This is a genomic window from Halopseudomonas bauzanensis (genome assembly GCF_900114735.1).
In the GTDB taxonomy this organism is placed as follows: Bacteria; Pseudomonadota; Gammaproteobacteria; order Pseudomonadales; family Pseudomonadaceae; genus Halopseudomonas; species Halopseudomonas bauzanensis.
Genome location: NZ_FOUA01000001.1, coordinates 986,140 through 1,000,896 on the forward strand (window position 1 = coordinate 986,140; position 14,757 = coordinate 1,000,896).

19 protein-coding genes are annotated in these 14,757 nt (G+C 61.5%); 12 read left to right on the forward strand and 7 right to left on the reverse strand.

The window, feature by feature from the left end; translation table 11 throughout:
* Positions 1-142: 142 nt before the first annotated feature.
* Together hslO and BM267_RS04585 are read right to left on the reverse strand one after the other, a co-directional pair.
* Entirely contained in the window at positions 143-1,024 is an 882-nt protein-coding gene (gene hslO / locus BM267_RS04580) for an Hsp33 family molecular chaperone HslO (protein WP_036990196.1), read from the reverse strand.
* Between the two features lie 36 nt (positions 1,025-1,060).
* Positions 1,061-1,468, reverse strand: coding sequence for an RNA-binding S4 domain-containing protein (locus BM267_RS04585; RefSeq protein ID WP_036989278.1), 408 nt, complete (start codon positions 1,466-1,468; stop codon positions 1,061-1,063).
* A 192-nt stretch (positions 1,469-1,660) separates the two neighbouring features.
* Between BM267_RS04585 and rimB the strand changes: the two genes are divergently transcribed.
* Together rimB and rimK are read left to right on the forward strand one after the other, a co-directional pair.
* Positions 1,661-2,131 carry a retropepsin-like aspartic endopeptidase RimB gene (gene rimB / locus BM267_RS04590; RefSeq protein WP_074777680.1) on the forward strand — a complete coding sequence of 157 codons (471 nt, stop codon included), beginning with the start codon at positions 1,661-1,663 and terminating at the stop codon, positions 2,129-2,131.
* A gap of 10 nt (positions 2,132-2,141) precedes the next feature.
* Positions 2,142-3,047 (forward strand): 30S ribosomal protein S6--L-glutamate ligase, encoded by a 906-nt coding sequence (rimK, locus tag BM267_RS04595; protein ID WP_036989272.1) that lies wholly within the window; start codon positions 2,142-2,144, stop codon positions 3,045-3,047.
* A 42-nt stretch (positions 3,048-3,089) separates the two neighbouring features.
* On the opposite strand, the gene yrfG is transcribed toward rimK, so the two are convergent.
* Positions 3,090-3,764 carry a GMP/IMP nucleotidase gene (gene yrfG, locus BM267_RS04600; RefSeq protein WP_036989270.1) on the reverse strand — a complete coding sequence of 225 codons (675 nt, stop codon included), beginning with the start codon at positions 3,762-3,764 and terminating at the stop codon, positions 3,090-3,092.
* Between the two features lie 66 nt (positions 3,765-3,830).
* Between yrfG and nudE the strand changes: the two genes are divergently transcribed.
* The 10 genes from nudE (at position 3,831) to BM267_RS04650 (ending at position 12,629) form a co-directional block, all read left to right on the forward strand.
* Positions 3,831-4,397, forward strand: a complete 567-nt coding sequence (nudE, locus tag BM267_RS04605) for an ADP compounds hydrolase NudE (protein ID WP_036990195.1) — start codon at positions 3,831-3,833, stop codon at positions 4,395-4,397.
* Complete coding sequence (cysQ, locus tag BM267_RS04610) at positions 4,394-5,197, forward strand: 3'(2'),5'-bisphosphate nucleotidase CysQ (protein ID WP_036989268.1); 804 nt, start codon at positions 4,394-4,396, stop codon at positions 5,195-5,197. The genes nudE and cysQ overlap by 4 nt, the downstream gene beginning before the upstream one ends.
* A gap of 25 nt (positions 5,198-5,222) precedes the next feature.
* Complete coding sequence (gene msrA, locus BM267_RS04615) at positions 5,223-5,864, forward strand: peptide-methionine (S)-S-oxide reductase MsrA (protein WP_036989267.1); 642 nt, start codon at positions 5,223-5,225, stop codon at positions 5,862-5,864.
* 166 nt (positions 5,865-6,030) lie between these two features.
* Complete coding sequence (locus BM267_RS04620) at positions 6,031-8,937, forward strand: monovalent cation/H+ antiporter subunit A (protein ID WP_074777677.1); 2,907 nt, start codon at positions 6,031-6,033, stop codon at positions 8,935-8,937.
* Positions 8,937-9,278 carry a Na+/H+ antiporter subunit C gene (locus tag BM267_RS04625; protein WP_036989265.1) on the forward strand — a complete coding sequence of 114 codons (342 nt, stop codon included), beginning with the start codon at positions 8,937-8,939 and terminating at the stop codon, positions 9,276-9,278. The genes BM267_RS04620 and BM267_RS04625 overlap by 1 nt, the downstream gene beginning before the upstream one ends.
* Positions 9,275-10,912: a monovalent cation/H+ antiporter subunit D gene (locus BM267_RS04630; RefSeq protein ID WP_036989264.1), complete on the forward strand. Its 1,638-nt coding sequence runs from the start codon at positions 9,275-9,277 to the stop codon at positions 10,910-10,912. The genes BM267_RS04625 and BM267_RS04630 overlap by 4 nt, the downstream gene beginning before the upstream one ends.
* Complete coding sequence (locus BM267_RS04635) at positions 10,909-11,406, forward strand: Na+/H+ antiporter subunit E (RefSeq protein WP_074777675.1); 498 nt, start codon at positions 10,909-10,911, stop codon at positions 11,404-11,406. The genes BM267_RS04630 and BM267_RS04635 overlap by 4 nt, the downstream gene beginning before the upstream one ends.
* Positions 11,407-11,450: 44 nt before the next feature.
* Positions 11,451-11,681, forward strand: a complete 231-nt coding sequence (locus BM267_RS04640) for a K+/H+ antiporter subunit F (RefSeq protein WP_407920267.1) — start codon at positions 11,451-11,453, stop codon at positions 11,679-11,681.
* Positions 11,678-12,067, forward strand: a complete 390-nt coding sequence (gene mnhG / locus BM267_RS04645) for a monovalent cation/H(+) antiporter subunit G (RefSeq protein ID WP_235818220.1) — start codon at positions 11,678-11,680, stop codon at positions 12,065-12,067. Before BM267_RS04640 ends, mnhG begins: the two co-directional genes overlap by 4 nt.
* 148 nt (positions 12,068-12,215) lie before the next feature.
* On the forward strand, positions 12,216-12,629 hold the full coding sequence (locus BM267_RS04650) for an HPF/RaiA family ribosome-associated protein (protein ID WP_036989261.1): 414 nt from the start codon (positions 12,216-12,218) through the stop codon (positions 12,627-12,629).
* Between the two features lie 74 nt (positions 12,630-12,703).
* Here the strand turns inward: BM267_RS04650 and BM267_RS04655 are convergent, their stop codons facing one another.
* From BM267_RS04655 to BM267_RS04670, 4 genes are all read right to left on the reverse strand, one after another.
* The gene (locus BM267_RS04655; protein ID WP_074992194.1) at positions 12,704-12,997 is read right to left on the reverse strand and encodes a hypothetical protein; all 294 of its coding nucleotides are present in this window, start codon (positions 12,995-12,997) and stop codon (positions 12,704-12,706) included.
* Entirely contained in the window at positions 12,954-13,424 is a 471-nt protein-coding gene (locus tag BM267_RS04660) for a phage holin family protein (protein WP_036989260.1), read from the reverse strand. The genes BM267_RS04655 and BM267_RS04660 overlap by 44 nt, the downstream gene beginning before the upstream one ends.
* Positions 13,421-13,783 carry an ElaB/YgaM/YqjD family protein gene (locus tag BM267_RS04665; RefSeq protein WP_036989259.1) on the reverse strand — a complete coding sequence of 121 codons (363 nt, stop codon included), beginning with the start codon at positions 13,781-13,783 and terminating at the stop codon, positions 13,421-13,423. The genes BM267_RS04660 and BM267_RS04665 overlap by 4 nt, the downstream gene beginning before the upstream one ends.
* Before the next feature lie 69 nt (positions 13,784-13,852).
* Positions 13,853-14,695 (reverse strand): 23S rRNA (adenine(2030)-N(6))-methyltransferase RlmJ, encoded by an 843-nt coding sequence (locus tag BM267_RS04670; protein ID WP_036989258.1) that lies wholly within the window; start codon positions 14,693-14,695, stop codon positions 13,853-13,855.
* Positions 14,696-14,757: the final 62 nt, after the last annotated feature.

Below are 14,757 nucleotides of genomic sequence, written 5' to 3' on the forward strand. Positions count from 1 at the left end.
TGACCGAAATATCCACAAGACCGATGGATTCGGCCTCAGCACCTAGGTTTTTTTACAGCTCATGAAAAAGCGCCATCACCGCGCAAGCCCGGCATTATGCCAAAGTTTTGGCCGTGGCGCTAAACAGCGGACGCCATGGGCATCAATGCAGACTCTGGGCGTGATCCCGGGCCTTTTCGAACAGCTCGACCAATGCTGCGCGGTCAAACAGATAGCGGGTATTGCAGAACTCGCAATCGACCTCGATTTCGCCGCCCCGCTCCTCCAGCAACAGGAATGCATCCTCCCGCCCCAGACTGACCAGCGCGTTGCCGGATCGTTCCGCCGAGCAGCTGCACCGGAAGCTAACGGATCGCTCATCAAACAGCCGGACATCTTCTTCGTGATAAAGACGATGCAGAATGGTCTGGTTATCCAGTGCCATCAGCTCCTCGACGGTGAGGGTGTCGGCCAGCACACTCAGGCGATTCCAGGTTTCCTTGCGCTCGTCCGGGTCGGTCTGACGATTGGCGGGCAGCGCCTGCAACATGAAGCCCCGGGCGGTGCGCCCGTCAGCCAGCAGGCGGAAACGGCTGGGTAATTGTTCGGAGCTATCGAAGTAACCGGCCAGCGCGTCGGCCAGCGAGTCCCCGTCCAGCGCGACCACACCCTGATATCGCTGCCCCTGATCGGGATCAATGGTGATCGCCAGTACACCATCGGGCATGAGTTCGGCCAATCCTTCGCCACTCAGGTCGTCACTGTATCTGGCAATGGCGCGGACTTCCTGCTGGCTGGAACATTCGACCATCAGGGTCGACAGCGGACCGGAAGAACGAGCCTGCATGATCAGCAGCCCATCGAATTTGATCGCAGTGGACAACAACACCGCGGCGGCCAGCATCTCGCCCAGCAGCGCCTTCACCGGCTCGGGATAGGTATGCTTGGCAAGAATCTCGTTATAGCTCTGGTTCAACGACACCAGCTCGCCGCGCACGTCGGCATGCTCGAACAGAAAACGCTGGGTGACATCCTGGGAGGACATGGCTTGCACCTTGGAAAAAACCTTGATTATACCCAATCAGTCATCGGAAGGCGCATTGCGCTCGTCGCGAAAGCGGTGGATCTGTCGGCGCTGCTTCTTGGTCGGGCGATGCTCGCTGATCAGCAGGCCCGGACCGGCCGCCCGTCGCTGGGCTGCCGCCGCTTCACGCTGGGCAACGCTGGCGGCGGTTTCTTCGTACAACAGCTGCGCCTCGACCGCCCCACGGCGGACCATGGACAGCTCCCGAACCACTACCACACGGGTGTCATGCCCCTGGCGAATCTGCAGTTCATCGCCCACTTTCGGCTCCTTGCTGGGCTTGCAGCGCTCGCCCCGGCAGTGCACCTTGCCGCCTTCTATCGCCGCCTTGGCCAATGCACGGGTCTTGAAAAACCGAGCTGCCCACAGCCATTTATCCAGCCGCGCCTTGCCATCATCGCCCATCGAGTCTGTACTCCTGTGAACCGGGTTGATGCCGCCAGTGTATCAAGGACAGCACCGCAGCATTTCGGCCCGGCTGCAGAGCAACTGTGACGGAGGATGAATGGCGCCCGTACTGACGTTTTTCCCGCTTGTTGAAACAATGATCTTGGCCCATGATGCGCGCCATTGCAGCGGACCTGGAGAGACCACAGGATGAAGACCTTCGATCATCTGACCGTGATCGGCCTGCGTGAGTGGATCGGGCTGCCCGGGCTGGGGATAGCCAAGGTCAGGGCCAAGGTTGACAGCGGCGCCAAAACCTCTGCGCTGCATGCCACCGACATCGAGACCTTCGAGCGTGACGACGAGACCTGGGTGCGCTTCAAAGCGCATGTCGGTACGCCGCGCAAGCCGCAGGATATCGATTGCGAGGCCCGGCTGGTCAGCTTCAAGCGGATCAAAAGCTCCAACGGTCACCTGCAGGAACGTCATGTCATCCGTACCCCCATGGTGCTGGGCGACAAATGCTGGTGGGTGGATTTCTCCCTCACCTGCCGTAAGTCGATGCGCTACCGGGTGCTGCTCGGCTGCACCGCGATGCTGGACGGTCAACTGGTCATCAATCCTGGGCTACGCTTTGTGCAGGACCAACCTCAGACCAACCTCTTTCATTCAGAAGGCTGAAAAAAACACCATGAAAATTGCGGTATTGTCGCGCAACCCCAATCTCTACTCTACCCGCCGCCTGGTTGAAGCCGGACGGGAGCGCGGCCACGAGGTAAAGGTAATCGATACCCTGCGTGCCTACATGAACATCGCCAGTCACAAGCCGAGCATCCATTACAAGGGCTCGGAGCTTGAGCCCTTCGATGCAGTGATCCCGCGGATCGGCGCTTCGATCACCTTCTATGGCGCGGCGGTCCTGCGCCAGTTCGAGATGATGGGCGTGTTCCCGTTGAACGAGTCGGTGGCCATTAGTCGCTCCCGCGACAAGTTGCGCTCGCTGCAACTGCTGTCGCGCAAGGGGGTAGGGCTGCCGGTCACTGGTTTTGCTCACTCGCCGGATGATATTCCCGACCTGATCAATATGGTTGGCGGCGCACCGCTGGTGATCAAACTGCTGGAAGGCACCCAGGGCATCGGCGTGGTGATGTGCGAGACCGAACAGGCCGCCGAGTCGGTGCTGGAGGCCTTCATGGGTCTGAAAGCCAATATCATGGTGCAGGAATATATTCGCGAGGCCGGTGGCGCGGATATCCGCTGCCTGGTGGTCGGCGACAAGGTGATCGCGGCGATGAAGCGCCAGGCCAAGCCAGGAGAGTTCCGCTCCAATCTGCATCGCGGCGGCAGTGCCAGCCTGATCAAGATCACGCCCGAGGAACGCATGACCGCCGTGCGCGCGGCGAGGGTCATGGGGCTGAACGTGGCCGGGGTGGATATCCTGCGCTCCAATCACGGCCCGGTGGTCATGGAGGTCAACTCCTCGCCGGGGCTGGAAGGTATCGAATCAACTACCGGCAAGGATATTGCCGGACTGATCATCGCGTACATCGAGAAAAACGCCCGACCCAATCAGACCCGTACCAAGGGCAAGGGCTGATTGCGGGTCAGCCCGGTCGCCGCCTGATCAGAGTGCCGATGCTCAGGCGTTCTGCGCGGCGGTGATCGCCGCCACCAGGGTGGCATAGTCCTCTACCGCGTCGAACTCCTCGGTATCACGCAGCTCGCCGCGGCTGTCCGGCTGACGGACGGCCAACAGCTGGGCAACGCCAAACTCGCGGGCAGCGCGCAGGATGCTCAGGCCGTCGTCGATGAACAGGGTACGCTCCGGATCGAACTCCACTTCGCTGCGCAAGGCGTGCCAGAAGGCTTGCTCTTCCTTGGGATAGCCGAAATCGTGGGAGCTGATCAGCCGCTGGAAATAGGTGCGCAGCTCGACCCGTTCCATCTTCAGCGACAGCGAGTCGCGGTGCGCATTGGTAATCAGGATCACCTGCCGACCGCTCTGCTGCAAGGCCTGGAGAAAGGTGTCGGCGTCCGGGCGCAAACCGATCAGGTGGGCTACCTCGCGCTTGAGCTCGACGATCGGCAGGCCCAGCTCGCGGGTCCAGAAATCCAGACAATACCAGTCCAGCTTGCCCTGGATGCGCTGCATCAGCGGATGGATTTCCCGTTTCGCCCAGGCCAGTGACTGACCGTGGTGCTCGGCATAGCGCTGGGGCAGGTATTCGACCCAGAAATGGTTGTCGAAATGCAGGTCGAGCAGCGTGCCGTCCATATCCAGCAGGACGGTGTCGATGGTGTTCCAGTTGAGCATGGATGATTGGGCTTTGCTGAAATGGACGGCTATGATAACAAACCATTCATTGATCACGGAGCCAGCATGCCGCAGAAGCCAGAGATTCTCGATGCCCGCGTTGTCGCCAAGAGCCGCCTGTTCACCGTTGAGCAGGTGCAGCTGCGCTTCAGCAACGGCACCGAGCGCACCTATGAACGCCTGGTCGGCTCGGGCGTGGGCTACGGGGCGGTAATGGTGGTGGCGCTCAAGGATGCACGTACCGCCCTGCTGATCGAAGAGTATTGCGGCGGCACCCAGGATTATCAGCTGTCCCTGCCCAAGGGCCTGGTCGAGCCCGGCGAAGATGTGCTGGATGCGGCCAACCGCGAACTGATGGAAGAAGCCGGCTTCGGTGCCGAGCGCCTGGAATTGCTGGGCAAGCTGGCCCTGTCGCCCGGTTACATGAGCCAGAGCATCTCGGTGGTGCTGGCGCGCAATCTCTATGAGAAGCGCCTGCCCGGTGACGAGCCCGAGCCGATCCGGGTGGACAGCGTCGATCTCTATGCCTTGAGCGAGCTGATGACCCGGCCGAGCTTTTCCGAGGGCCGGGCACTGGCCGCGCTGTATTTGGTCCGCGATCTGCTGGAGCAACGCGGGGAGCTGCAGCGATGAGTCTGCCGGTTGCCGCCGAGCGGCTGTGCCAGCTGACCCGCGATGCCGGTCGAGCCGCCCTGCCCTGGTGGCAGCATAATCCCGAGGTCATTACCAAAGCCGACGATTCGCCGGTTACCGCCGCCGATCTGGCGGCCAACCAGGTGATCATGGACGGCCTGCACGCACTGACGCCGGAAATCCCGGTGTTGTCCGAAGAGGCAGCTGACGTGCCACTTGATCAGCGCCAGCACTGGGATCGTTTCTGGCTCGTCGATCCGCTGGACGGCACCAAGGAATTCATCGCCGGATCAGAGGAGTTCACCGTCAATATCGCGCTGATCGAGCATGGCCAGGTACGTTTTGGTCTGGTCGGCGTACCCGCGCGTGATACCCTCTACTGGGGCGGTGCCGGGCTGGGCAGCTGGCGCCAGCAAGGCAGCGATGCACCCCAGCCCATCCATTGCCGAGCACCCTCCATGCCGTTGCGTATCGTCGCCAGTCGCCGACATACCAGTCCGGAACAGGAAGCTCTGCTCGATCGTTTGCAGCAGGCCCATGGCACCGAGCTGGCCGGCGTTGGCAGTTCACTGAAATTCTGCGTACTGGCCGAAGGCGCAGCGGACCTGTATCCGCGCTTTGCCCCCACCAGTCAGTGGGATACCGCCGCCGCCCAGGCAGTGCTGGAAGGAGCCGGTGGCCGCGTACTCGGGCTCGATGGCGAGCGCTTCACCTATCCCCATCGGGCTGACTGGCTGAACCCCCATTTCATCGCCACCGGCCAGCCCGACGACGCCCTGCTGCGCCTGCTGCTGGGGTAATCATCAACCATTGCAGGAGCCTGCCATGTTTTTCCAATCACCGCCGGAACACAAACTGCGCATGCCGACCGCCAGCGAAGCCTTGCCCGGACGCGCCGAACCAGTTCACACCAGCAGCACCCATGCGGTGCTGGGTGCGCCGCTCAAGCCACCGTTCCCAGCAGGCATGCAGCAAATCATTGTCGGCATGGGCTGTTTCTGGGGTGCCGAGCGGCTGTTCTGGCAACTGGATGGGGTTTATACCACCGCGGTCGGCTACAGCGCCGGCCTGACGCCCAATCCGACCTATGAGGAAGTCTGTTCCGGACTGACCGGCCATAACGAAGTGGTGCTGGTGGTATTCGATCCCGAGGTTTTGGCGCTGGACGAGTTGCTGCGGGTGTTCTGGGAGAGTCACGACCCAACCCAGGGCATGCGCCAGGGTAATGATATGGGCACGCAATATCGCTCGGGAATCTACGTCAGTGATATGGCGCAGCGGGCCCAGGTGGAAGTCAGCAAAGCCCGCTTCGCCGAGGCCCTGCAGGCAGCCGGCAAGGGTGTCGTCACCACCGAGATCCTGCCCGCGACAACGTTCTATTATGCAGAGCCTTATCATCAGCAGTATCTACACAAGAATCCGGGTGGCTACTGCGGCCTCGCCGGGACCGGAGTTTGCATGCAGTAATATCTTTTTGCTTGCAGATTCAGGTAATTACTAATAAAACATCCGCTTTGCGGAATATCTCATCGGCATCAAGCATGCCCGGAGTGCCGGCGCGACCATGTTGCCGCTGCCATTGATCGAGGCTCGAACGCAAACCCACTAACCTCTGACCATCTCCTGGGAGCTCATGCTGTTACTGATCCTGATCCTGACCCCCTTCATCGGGAGCTTTCTTGCGGCCTTCCTGCCGGCAAACGCTCGTAACCGTGAAGCCTGGTTGGCCGCAGCCATTGCCCTGGCCGGCCTGATCATCATCGGCATCCAGTTTCCCCAGATCAATAACGGTGAGGTACTGCGCTATCAACTCGACTGGATGCCCGAGTACGGGCTGAATCTGGTCCTGCGCATGGATGGCCTGGCCTGGCTGTTCAGCATGTTGATCATCGGTATCTTCCTGCTGGTGGTGGTCTATGCCCGCTACTACATGTCACCGGAAGATCCGGTACCGCGCTTTTTCTCCTTCCTGCTGGCCTTCATGGGCTCGATGCTCGGCATAGTGCTGTCGGGAAACCTGGTGCAATTGGTGCTGTTCTGGGAGTTGACCAGTCTGTCGTCCTTCCTGCTGATCGGCTACTGGCACCACCGGGCCGAGGCCCGGCGCGGTGCGCGCATGGCGTTCACCGTGACCGCCACCGGCGGCCTGTGCCTGCTGGCCGGGGTGCTGATGCTTGGTCATATCATCGGCAGCTACGATCTCGATGTGGTGCTGGCCTCAGGCGAAACCCTGCGCGAGCACGCGTGGTACCTGCCCACGCTGATCCTGATCGCACTGGGCGCCTTGACCAAGAGCGCCCAGTTCCCCTTCCACTTCTGGCTGCCCCATGCCATGGCCGCGCCGACGCCGGTATCGGCCTATCTGCACTCGGCGACCATGGTCAAGGCCGGTATCTTCCTGCTCATGCGCCTGTGGCCGGTGCTGTCCGGCACGCCGGAATGGACCTGGATCATCGGCGGCGCTGGGGTCTGCACCCTGCTGATCGGCTCCTTCATCGCGATCTTCCAGCATGATCTCAAGGGTCTGTTGGCCTATTCCACGATCAGTCATCTGGGTCTGATCACCGCCCTGCTCGGCATCGGCACGCCGCTGGCAATGGTCGCCGCCATCTTCCACACCATGAACCATGCCACCTTCAAGGCCTCGCTGTTCATGGCGGTGGGCATCATCGACCATGAGAGCGGCACCCGTGACATGCGCAAACTGCGCGGCCTGTACCGGATGATGCCGCAAACCGCGACCCTGGCGATCGTCGCCTCGGCGGCCATGGCCGGGGTGCCGTTCCTCAATGGCTTCCTGTCCAAGGAAATGTTCTTTGCCGAGGCGCTGCTGGTGGGCAGCGCCAGCAACTGGTGGATGCCGCTGGCCGCAGTCACCATGGGTGTATTCAGCGTGGCCTACTCGCTGCGCTTTATCTATGTCTTCTTCGGCAGGCCGGCCACCGACCTGCCGAAAACGCCCCACGAGCCGCCGCGCTGGATGCGCTTTCCGGTGGAAGTGCTGGTGTTGTTCTGCCTGATTGTCGGCATTGTGCCCAGCCTGAGCGTCGGCCCGCTGCTGCACAACGGCGTGGAAGCCGTTCTCGGAGAGAAAACGCCGTATTACAGCCTGGCACTGTGGCATGGCTTCAATATCCCTCTGTTGATGAGCTTTGTCGCCCTGGGTGGCGGAGTGCTGCTGTACGTCATCCTGCGCACCCGGTTCAATCTCACCTATCGTGACCAGGTGCCGCTGCTGTACCGCTTCAATGGCAAGCAGGCCTATGAAAGCACCATGCTGGAGTTACGCAGCAGTGCCTCGCGGCTGGAGAAACTGCTCGGCACCCGGCGCCTGCAACCTCAGCTGCTACTGATGATACTGGTGGGTCTGGGCGCGGCCGTTGCTGCCGCCGCGACGGCACCCCAGGTCTGGTCGGCCCTGCAACCGAGCGATCCTCACCTGCCCTTCACCCTGCTCTGGATCATCGGTGGCGGCTGCGCCGTCGCCGCCGCCTGGCAGGCCAAGTATCATCGCCTGGCCTCCCTGAGCCTGGTCGGCGGAGCCGGCCTGGTGGTGTGCCTGACGTTCCTCTGGTTGTCCGCGCCGGACCTGGCCCTGACCCAGCTGATGGTGGAAACCGTGACCACCATCCTCATTCTGCTGGGCCTGCGCTGGCTGCCGCCGCGCATTCTGTCGATCGAGCAGGACCGGAAGGAAAACCGCCGGGCCCGGGCACGACGCATGCGTGATTTCATCGTCGCGGCACTGGCCGGCCTGGGCATGGCGGCCATCAGCTACCTGGTATTGATGCTGCCCGCCGGCAGTGGTATCGGCAGTTTCTTCCTGGAACGGGCATTGTTAGAAGGCGGCGGCAGCAACGTGGTCAATGTGTTATTGGTAGATTTCCGCAGCTTCGATACCCTGGGCGAGATCGCCGTACTGAGCATCGTGGCGCTGACGGTCTACGGTCTGCTGCGGCGGTTCCGCCCTGCGGCGGAAAGCATGTCGCTGCCGCCCCAGCAGACCAATTTCGTCGACCCAGCGGCCCAGCAGCCACCGGCCGAACAGGCGCAAAGCGGATATCTCATGGTGCCGGGCATCTATCTGCGCCTGCTGCTGCCGATCATCCTGGTGTGCGCCGTCTACTTTTTCATGCGTGGACACAACCTGCCCGGCGGCGGCTTTGTCGCCGGGTTGATCTTCGCGGTGGCGATCATTCTGCAGTACATGCTGGCCGGCACCCTCTGGGTCGAGTCGCGCCTGCACCTGCAACCGCACCGCTGGCTGGCCCTGGGGTTGATCCTGGCGGTACTTACCGGGCTGGGCGCATTGCTGCTGGGCTACCCGTTCCTGACCACTCATACCGCGCATATTGACCTGCCGGTACTAGGTGCATTGCATCTGCCCAGCGCCTTCTTTTTTGATCTCGGCGTGTTCTGCGTCGTCGTCGGCTCCACCATGCTGATCCTGGTGGCCCTGGCCCACCAATCGATCCGCAGTCACCGTCTGCCGCTGTCTGCTGCTGACGTTGCCGATTCCACTGACAAGGAGAAACACTGATGGAAGCCGTCATTGCCATCGCCATCGGCGTCATGTTTGCCTCCGGGGTCTGGCTGATCCTCCGGCCGCGGACCTTCCAGGTCATCATTGGCCTGCTGCTGATTTCCTATGCGGTCAATATGTTCATCTTCATCATGGGCCGGCTGTCGATCAACAAGCCACCGCTGACCCTGGACAGCCCGGTCGAAGTCGGCATGTTCGCCGATCCGGTCACCCAGGCATTGGTGCTTACCGCCATCGTCATCGGTTTCGCCACCTCGGCCCTCTATCTGGTGCTGTTGCTGACTTCGCGCGGCCTGACCGGTACCGACCATGTGGATGGTAAGGAACCGCGCCAATGAGGTTCTGGGCCGACCAATTGATTCTGTTGCCCATACTGCTGCCATTGCTGTTCGCCGCACTGTTGGTCTTGCTCAACGGCCGTCGCCAGCAATTGAAGTTCGCCATCAACCTGACCGGCACCCTGGCTCTGCTGGTAACCGCCATCGCCCTATTCTGGTTGACCGACAGCGAGGTCTGGCCGAATGGTGTGGGCGCCTATCTGGCCGCCAACTGGGTAGCACCCTTCGGTATCGTGCTGGTGGTGGACCGGCTGGCGGCACTGATGCTGACGCTGTGCGCAGTGATCGCCACGGCGGCACTGGTGTTCTCCTATCGACGCTGGAGCCGCTCCGGTGTGCATTTCCATTCACTGTTCCAGTTCCTGCTGGCAGGGATCAACGGCGCGTTCATCACTGGCGACCTGTTCAATCTGTTCGTGTTCTTCGAGATCATGCTGGCGGCATCCTACGGCCTGCTGCTGCTCGGCCTGCAACCCAACCGCATCCGCGCCAGCATGCAGTACGTGGTCATCAACCTGCTCGCCTCGTCATTCTTCCTGATCGGCGTCGCTCTCATTTACGCTGCCGCCGGCACGCTGAACATGGCCGATCTGGCGGTGCGCGCCGCCAGTATGGATGACAGCGAACGACTATTGCTGGAAGTGGGAGCAGCGATCCTGGCCATTGCCTTCCTCACCAAGAGCGCCATGTGGCCACTGGGTTTCTGGCTGCCGACCACCTATGCGGCCGCCGCTCCGCCAGTGGGCGCCATGCTGGTGTTGATGACCAAGGTTGGCGTCTATGTGCTGCTGCGCCTGTGGCTGCTGGTCTTTGCCGACCAGGAGACCTCGCTGCAGGCCATTTCCGGCACAGCGCTGGTGGTCGCCGGCTTGCTCACCCTGGCGTTCGGTACCATCGGTCTGCTGGGTAGCCAGGAACTGGGCCGCATGGCCGGCTTCAGCGCGATCATTTCCTCCGGCACGCTGCTGGCCGCGGTGGGCTACGGCGAGCAACAGGTGGTCAGCGCCGCGCTGTTCTATTTGCTCAGCTCGACCCTGGCAGTGGCCGCCTTCATGCTGTTGATCGAGCTGATCGAACGCATCCGCAAACCCAGTGCGGCGATGCTGGCGCTGACCATGGAGGCCTTCGCCATCGACAATGACCCGGAAGAATCCGCGGGGGTGATCATTCCAGCGGCCATGGCCTTTCTCGGGTTGGCCTTCGTTGCCTGTGCACTGATCATCGCCGGTCTGCCACCCCTATCCGGCTTCGTCGCCAAGTTCACCCTGTTCCATGCATTGCTCAACCCAGCCGGCATGTTCATCGATAATCTGTACACCGCCGGCCCGCTGGCCTGGACCATGCTGGCCCTGATCATTCTGTCCGGCCTGGCCGCCATTATTTCGCTGATGCGTTTCGGTGTGCGCACCTTCTGGTCCACCGACGCCACCGCACCGCGCCTGCAATTGACCGAGGCCATGCCGGTATCCCTTTTGCTGGCACTCTGTATCTCCATGACCGTGCTGGCTGGCCCGGTCAGTGCCTATCTCGACCGTACCGCCAGCGCGCTGCACCAGCCGAGCCTGTATATCGACCGCGTCATGTCCATCACAGCGGTACCTGGCGTCGTCATCAACGAAGGAGCCACACCATGAAACGCTGGCTGCCCTCGCCTCTGCTGTCGGCCTTTCTGCTGCTGCTCTGGCTGATGCTCAACCAGAGCATCGAGCCGGCGCACCTGCTGCTCGGTGCCATCCTGGCGATAGCCGTGCCGTTGCTGGTCGCACCGCTGCGGCCGACACCGGTGCGGATTTCCCGCCCCTTCACCATCATCCGTCTCATCATCTATGCCCTGATTGAAATATTCCGGTCCTGCTTCAACGTCTGCACGCTGATCGTGTTCGGCGGCGGCCGGCTCAATTCCCAGTTCATCCGCATCCCGCTCGACCTGCGTGACCCCCATGGCCTGGCGGTGCTGGCGTGCATCATCAACTCCACACCGGGTACGGTCTGGGTGGAGATCATTCCGGGCAGCAACGACCTGGCGTTGCATGTATTCGATCTGCATGATGCCCATTGGTGGGTGAACATGATCAAGACCCGCCTGGAAAAGCCCTTGATCGATATTTTTGAACAGGAGGCGCCATGACCGTCGTTCTCGCCCTGGCTCTCGGCTTTGCTCAGTTGTGCGTCATGCTGGCCCTGGCGTTCTGCGCCATTCGGCTGCTGCTCGGGCCCACGGCGCAGGACCGGATCCTGGCCCTGGATTCGCTGTGGATGGCCGCCATGCTGTTTATTCTGCTGCTGGGTATCCGCTTTTCCAGCATGGTGTATTTCGAGGCGGCACTGGTGATCGCGCTGCTCGGCTTCGTGTCGTCTATCGCCCTGGCCAAGTTCCTCATTCGCGGGGAGATCATCGAGTGAGCGAATTACTGACCGCCTCCATGACCGATCTGAGCCCCTGGCTAGCGATACCCGTGGCACTGCTGCTAGTCCTCGGCGGACTGATCACCCTTATCGGCGCCCTGGGATTGCTGCGCCTGCCGAATTTCTTTCAGCGGATCCATGGCCCGGCGGTGTTCATTACCGTGGGGACCGGCTGCTTCCTGATCGCCTCCATGCTCTACTTCAGTGGCACCGAGGAACGGCCGGTCGTTCATGAACTGCTGATCACCGCCTTCGTACTGCTCACCGCGCCGGTCACCTCGATGCTGTTGATGCGCGCCGCGGTGTATCGCAACCTGCGCGCCCGCAATGCACGCAACGGCGCCAGTTCGACTGATGCCTACCAATTCCCGGATGATGAGTAACACCACGACCCGTGGGCACCATCATCCCGGCGCCGCTCCAATGAAAAAGCCTGCAGGATTTTGCCAAAAGCTCGATCAGATGGCGTAGTCTGGACTTGCCGCCATGCAGCTCTTGCGGATATCCGAGTCAATGAAGAGGAACAGGCTTATGCAAATTCAAGTTCATTGTGACAACCATACCGAAGGCAGCGCCCGGTTGGTGGAATGGGTAACGGACAGCGTAACCAGCAAGCTGGGGCGCTTTGATGAAAACTTGACCCGCATTGTGGTGCATATCAACGATGAGAACGGCGAAAAGGCCGGCGCCCATGACAAGCGCTGCCAGATCGAGGCGCGGCCAAAGGGGCAGCAACCCATTTCGGTCAGCCACAAGGCCGACTCGATAAACCTCGCCGTCGACGGTGCCGTCGAAAAACTGCACGCCTCTCTCACCAGTCTGTTCGGCAAGCTGCGCAGCAAACGCGCGGGGCTACAGACCGCACCCGCCACAGCCGATCCGGATGTCCAGGACGCGCTGATGGAAGAGGACTTCGACGAAGACGAGCAGGCGCGGAACGTCTGAGATTATCGGCAGTACGATCATCGATTCCACACGGCGGCGCCTGAGTCGGCGCCGCAGCACGGAACCTCAGAGTATCAGAGAGTATCTTCCACCGTAGGACTGGCTGCAATGGCCATGCCCGGCATCACCAGACTGGCGAAGCGGAATATGTTCATGCCCTGTCGCGCCACCGCCATCGGGCCACCGTGGCCCGCCGCCAGCTTGCCAAGGATCAACCCCGCCACTGCCGAGCCGGCCACCCACCATAGCGGTGAAACGCGCCGTATGGCTGCGCGTCGTTCCCGGGCATCCAGCTTGAGCAGGCTGAACTCGACGGCGAGCTGCTCATCCAGTTCTTGAATCTGACTTATCAGCTTCTTGCGGTCCACTGGCTTCCTCCTTCAGTGTTTTCAGCTGTCGGCTGGTCGCTGGAAATGACAGGCTCTTCGAGTACTTCTTGCAATTGATCGCCATGATCCCCAAGGCCGCCAGCTGCACGATGATGAACATTACTATCCCCCAGGCGACCGAGCCACTCCAGGCGAACACCAGCCAGCCCAGCAACACGGACAGCCCGATCCAGGCAAGCAACAGCAAGGGCACCATGGCCAACGCCAGCCCCACCAGCTTGCCCGAATCAGCAGCAGCAAGCCGTAATTCGAGCGCCGCCAGCCGAACCAGATCGCCACCCGCCAGGGCCGCGTGTTCCAGCCACGCCAGAGAGGATTTCAGTTCATCCTTGAGCGGCTGCCGGGGCTGCTCCTGCCCCCCGGCATCGCCGCTTTCCGGACGGTTCTCTCCGGGAGTGCCCGTCATTTTCTGGACATCATCTGGGATACGAGAAAGCCCGCTGCGAAGGCGATACCCAAGGTAGCCAGCGGCTTGTCATGAAGGTAACTGTTGGCGTGATCGCATAGCTCACCGGCCTTGTCCTTGCCTTTCATGAGCTGACCTTCAGCATCATGCTTCCAATCCATCCCGGCGGATTCGGCGGCATGCTTGAAGTGTTCCTTGGCTTCCATCAGCTTGCTGTAAGCGGCTGCTACCGCTTCCTTGCCGGAGTCGATTTCCTGTTTCTTGCTGACTTGGTCCTGATTTGAAACGGGTCCGTTTTTGTCAACAGCAGTCATATTCGTGTGCTCCTTGATAGCTTCGGATAAGTCGATGTTCAGCACACCGACACAATACTTGACCCGGGGCCCGGCGGCTTGTTCCCCCTTTTTTACGGTTTCGCTATCAGACGCTCAGGGTTCGCCAACCAGCCAATCCATGCGCCAGTCACCGGCGCCGGACTGGGCGAACTGACCTGCCATCTGCGGCAGCACCTGCTCCAGCTCCTCCCATAGCGGCCAGGGCGGGTTGACCAGCATCAATCCCGAGCCGTTGAGCCCCAGGGAGGTGTCGGCGGGCCGCACATTGAGCTCGACCCGCAACACCTTGGGCAACTGAGCGGTGCCGATCTGCCGATAGAAGTCGCGTAACAGGCGCTGGTCCTTGATCGGATACCAGAGCGCGATGACCGTCTGGCGCATGCGCTGGATGCCCTGCTCCATGGCTTGCAGACAGCGCTGCAGGTCATCGCCTTTCTCGAAGGGCGGGTCGAGCAGCCACAGCGCACGTTTCTCCGCCACCGGCAGGAAAGCCTTGGCCAATTCGTAACCGTCACGCTGGTGCACTGCGATACGCGGCTCCTCGGCAAAGTGCGCCTTCAGGGTCTGGGCATCCTCGGGATGCAGCTCACTGAGGATCATCCGGTCGTGCTCGCGCAGGGTATCGGCTACCAACTGCGGTGAACCAGGGTACAAACGCAGCTCACCGTCTGGATTGTGCCGCGCTACGGCATCCCGGTAATCGGCGAGCAGCCCGGGCAGGTCATCCTGTGCCCACAGCCGGCCGATGCCATCGCGATATTCCCCGGTACGCTCCGCCGCTTCGCCCTGCAGATCGTACAACGCCGTCCCGGCGTGGCTGTCCAGATAGCACAACGGCGCGTCTTTGCGCTGCATCAGGGTGACCATGCGCAGCAGAATGGCATGTTTGAGGACATCGGCATGGTTGCCGGCGTGGAAGCTGTGACGGTAATTCATGAGGGGGTTCCTGAACGGCAGAACGCGCATCTTAGCGGAATGTGAAATGAAAGGCGTGTCCG

Excerpts from the sequence above, each read along its gene's own strand:
- hslO (WP_036990196.1), bottom strand. The coding sequence starts at position 1,024 with ATGTCCTCCCAGGATGTCACCCAGCGTTTTCTGTTCGAGCATGCCGAC.
- BM267_RS04585 (WP_036989278.1), bottom strand. The coding sequence starts at position 1,468 with ATGGGCGATGATGGCAAGGCGCGGCTGGATAAATGGCTGTGGGCAGCT.
- rimB (WP_074777680.1), top strand. The coding sequence starts at position 1,661 with ATGAAGACCTTCGATCATCTGACCGTGATCGGCCTGCGTGAGTGGATC.
- rimK (WP_036989272.1), top strand. The coding sequence starts at position 2,142 with ATGAAAATTGCGGTATTGTCGCGCAACCCCAATCTCTACTCTACCCGC.
- yrfG (WP_036989270.1), bottom strand. The coding sequence starts at position 3,764 with ATGCTCAACTGGAACACCATCGACACCGTCCTGCTGGATATGGACGGC.
- nudE (WP_036990195.1), top strand. The coding sequence starts at position 3,831 with ATGCCGCAGAAGCCAGAGATTCTCGATGCCCGCGTTGTCGCCAAGAGC.
- cysQ (WP_036989268.1), top strand. The coding sequence starts at position 4,394 with ATGAGTCTGCCGGTTGCCGCCGAGCGGCTGTGCCAGCTGACCCGCGAT.
- msrA (WP_036989267.1), top strand. The coding sequence starts at position 5,223 with ATGTTTTTCCAATCACCGCCGGAACACAAACTGCGCATGCCGACCGCC.
- BM267_RS04620 (WP_074777677.1), top strand. The coding sequence starts at position 6,031 with ATGCTGTTACTGATCCTGATCCTGACCCCCTTCATCGGGAGCTTTCTT.
- BM267_RS04625 (WP_036989265.1), top strand. The coding sequence starts at position 8,937 with ATGGAAGCCGTCATTGCCATCGCCATCGGCGTCATGTTTGCCTCCGGG.
- BM267_RS04630 (WP_036989264.1), top strand. The coding sequence starts at position 9,275 with ATGAGGTTCTGGGCCGACCAATTGATTCTGTTGCCCATACTGCTGCCA.
- BM267_RS04635 (WP_074777675.1), top strand. The coding sequence starts at position 10,909 with ATGAAACGCTGGCTGCCCTCGCCTCTGCTGTCGGCCTTTCTGCTGCTG.
- BM267_RS04640 (WP_407920267.1), top strand. The coding sequence starts at position 11,451 with ATGCTGGCCCTGGCGTTCTGCGCCATTCGGCTGCTGCTCGGGCCCACG.
- BM267_RS04650 (WP_036989261.1), top strand. The coding sequence starts at position 12,216 with ATGCAAATTCAAGTTCATTGTGACAACCATACCGAAGGCAGCGCCCGG.
- BM267_RS04660 (WP_036989260.1), bottom strand. The coding sequence starts at position 13,424 with ATGACGGGCACTCCCGGAGAGAACCGTCCGGAAAGCGGCGATGCCGGG.
- BM267_RS04670 (WP_036989258.1), bottom strand. The coding sequence starts at position 14,695 with ATGAATTACCGTCACAGCTTCCACGCCGGCAACCATGCCGATGTCCTC.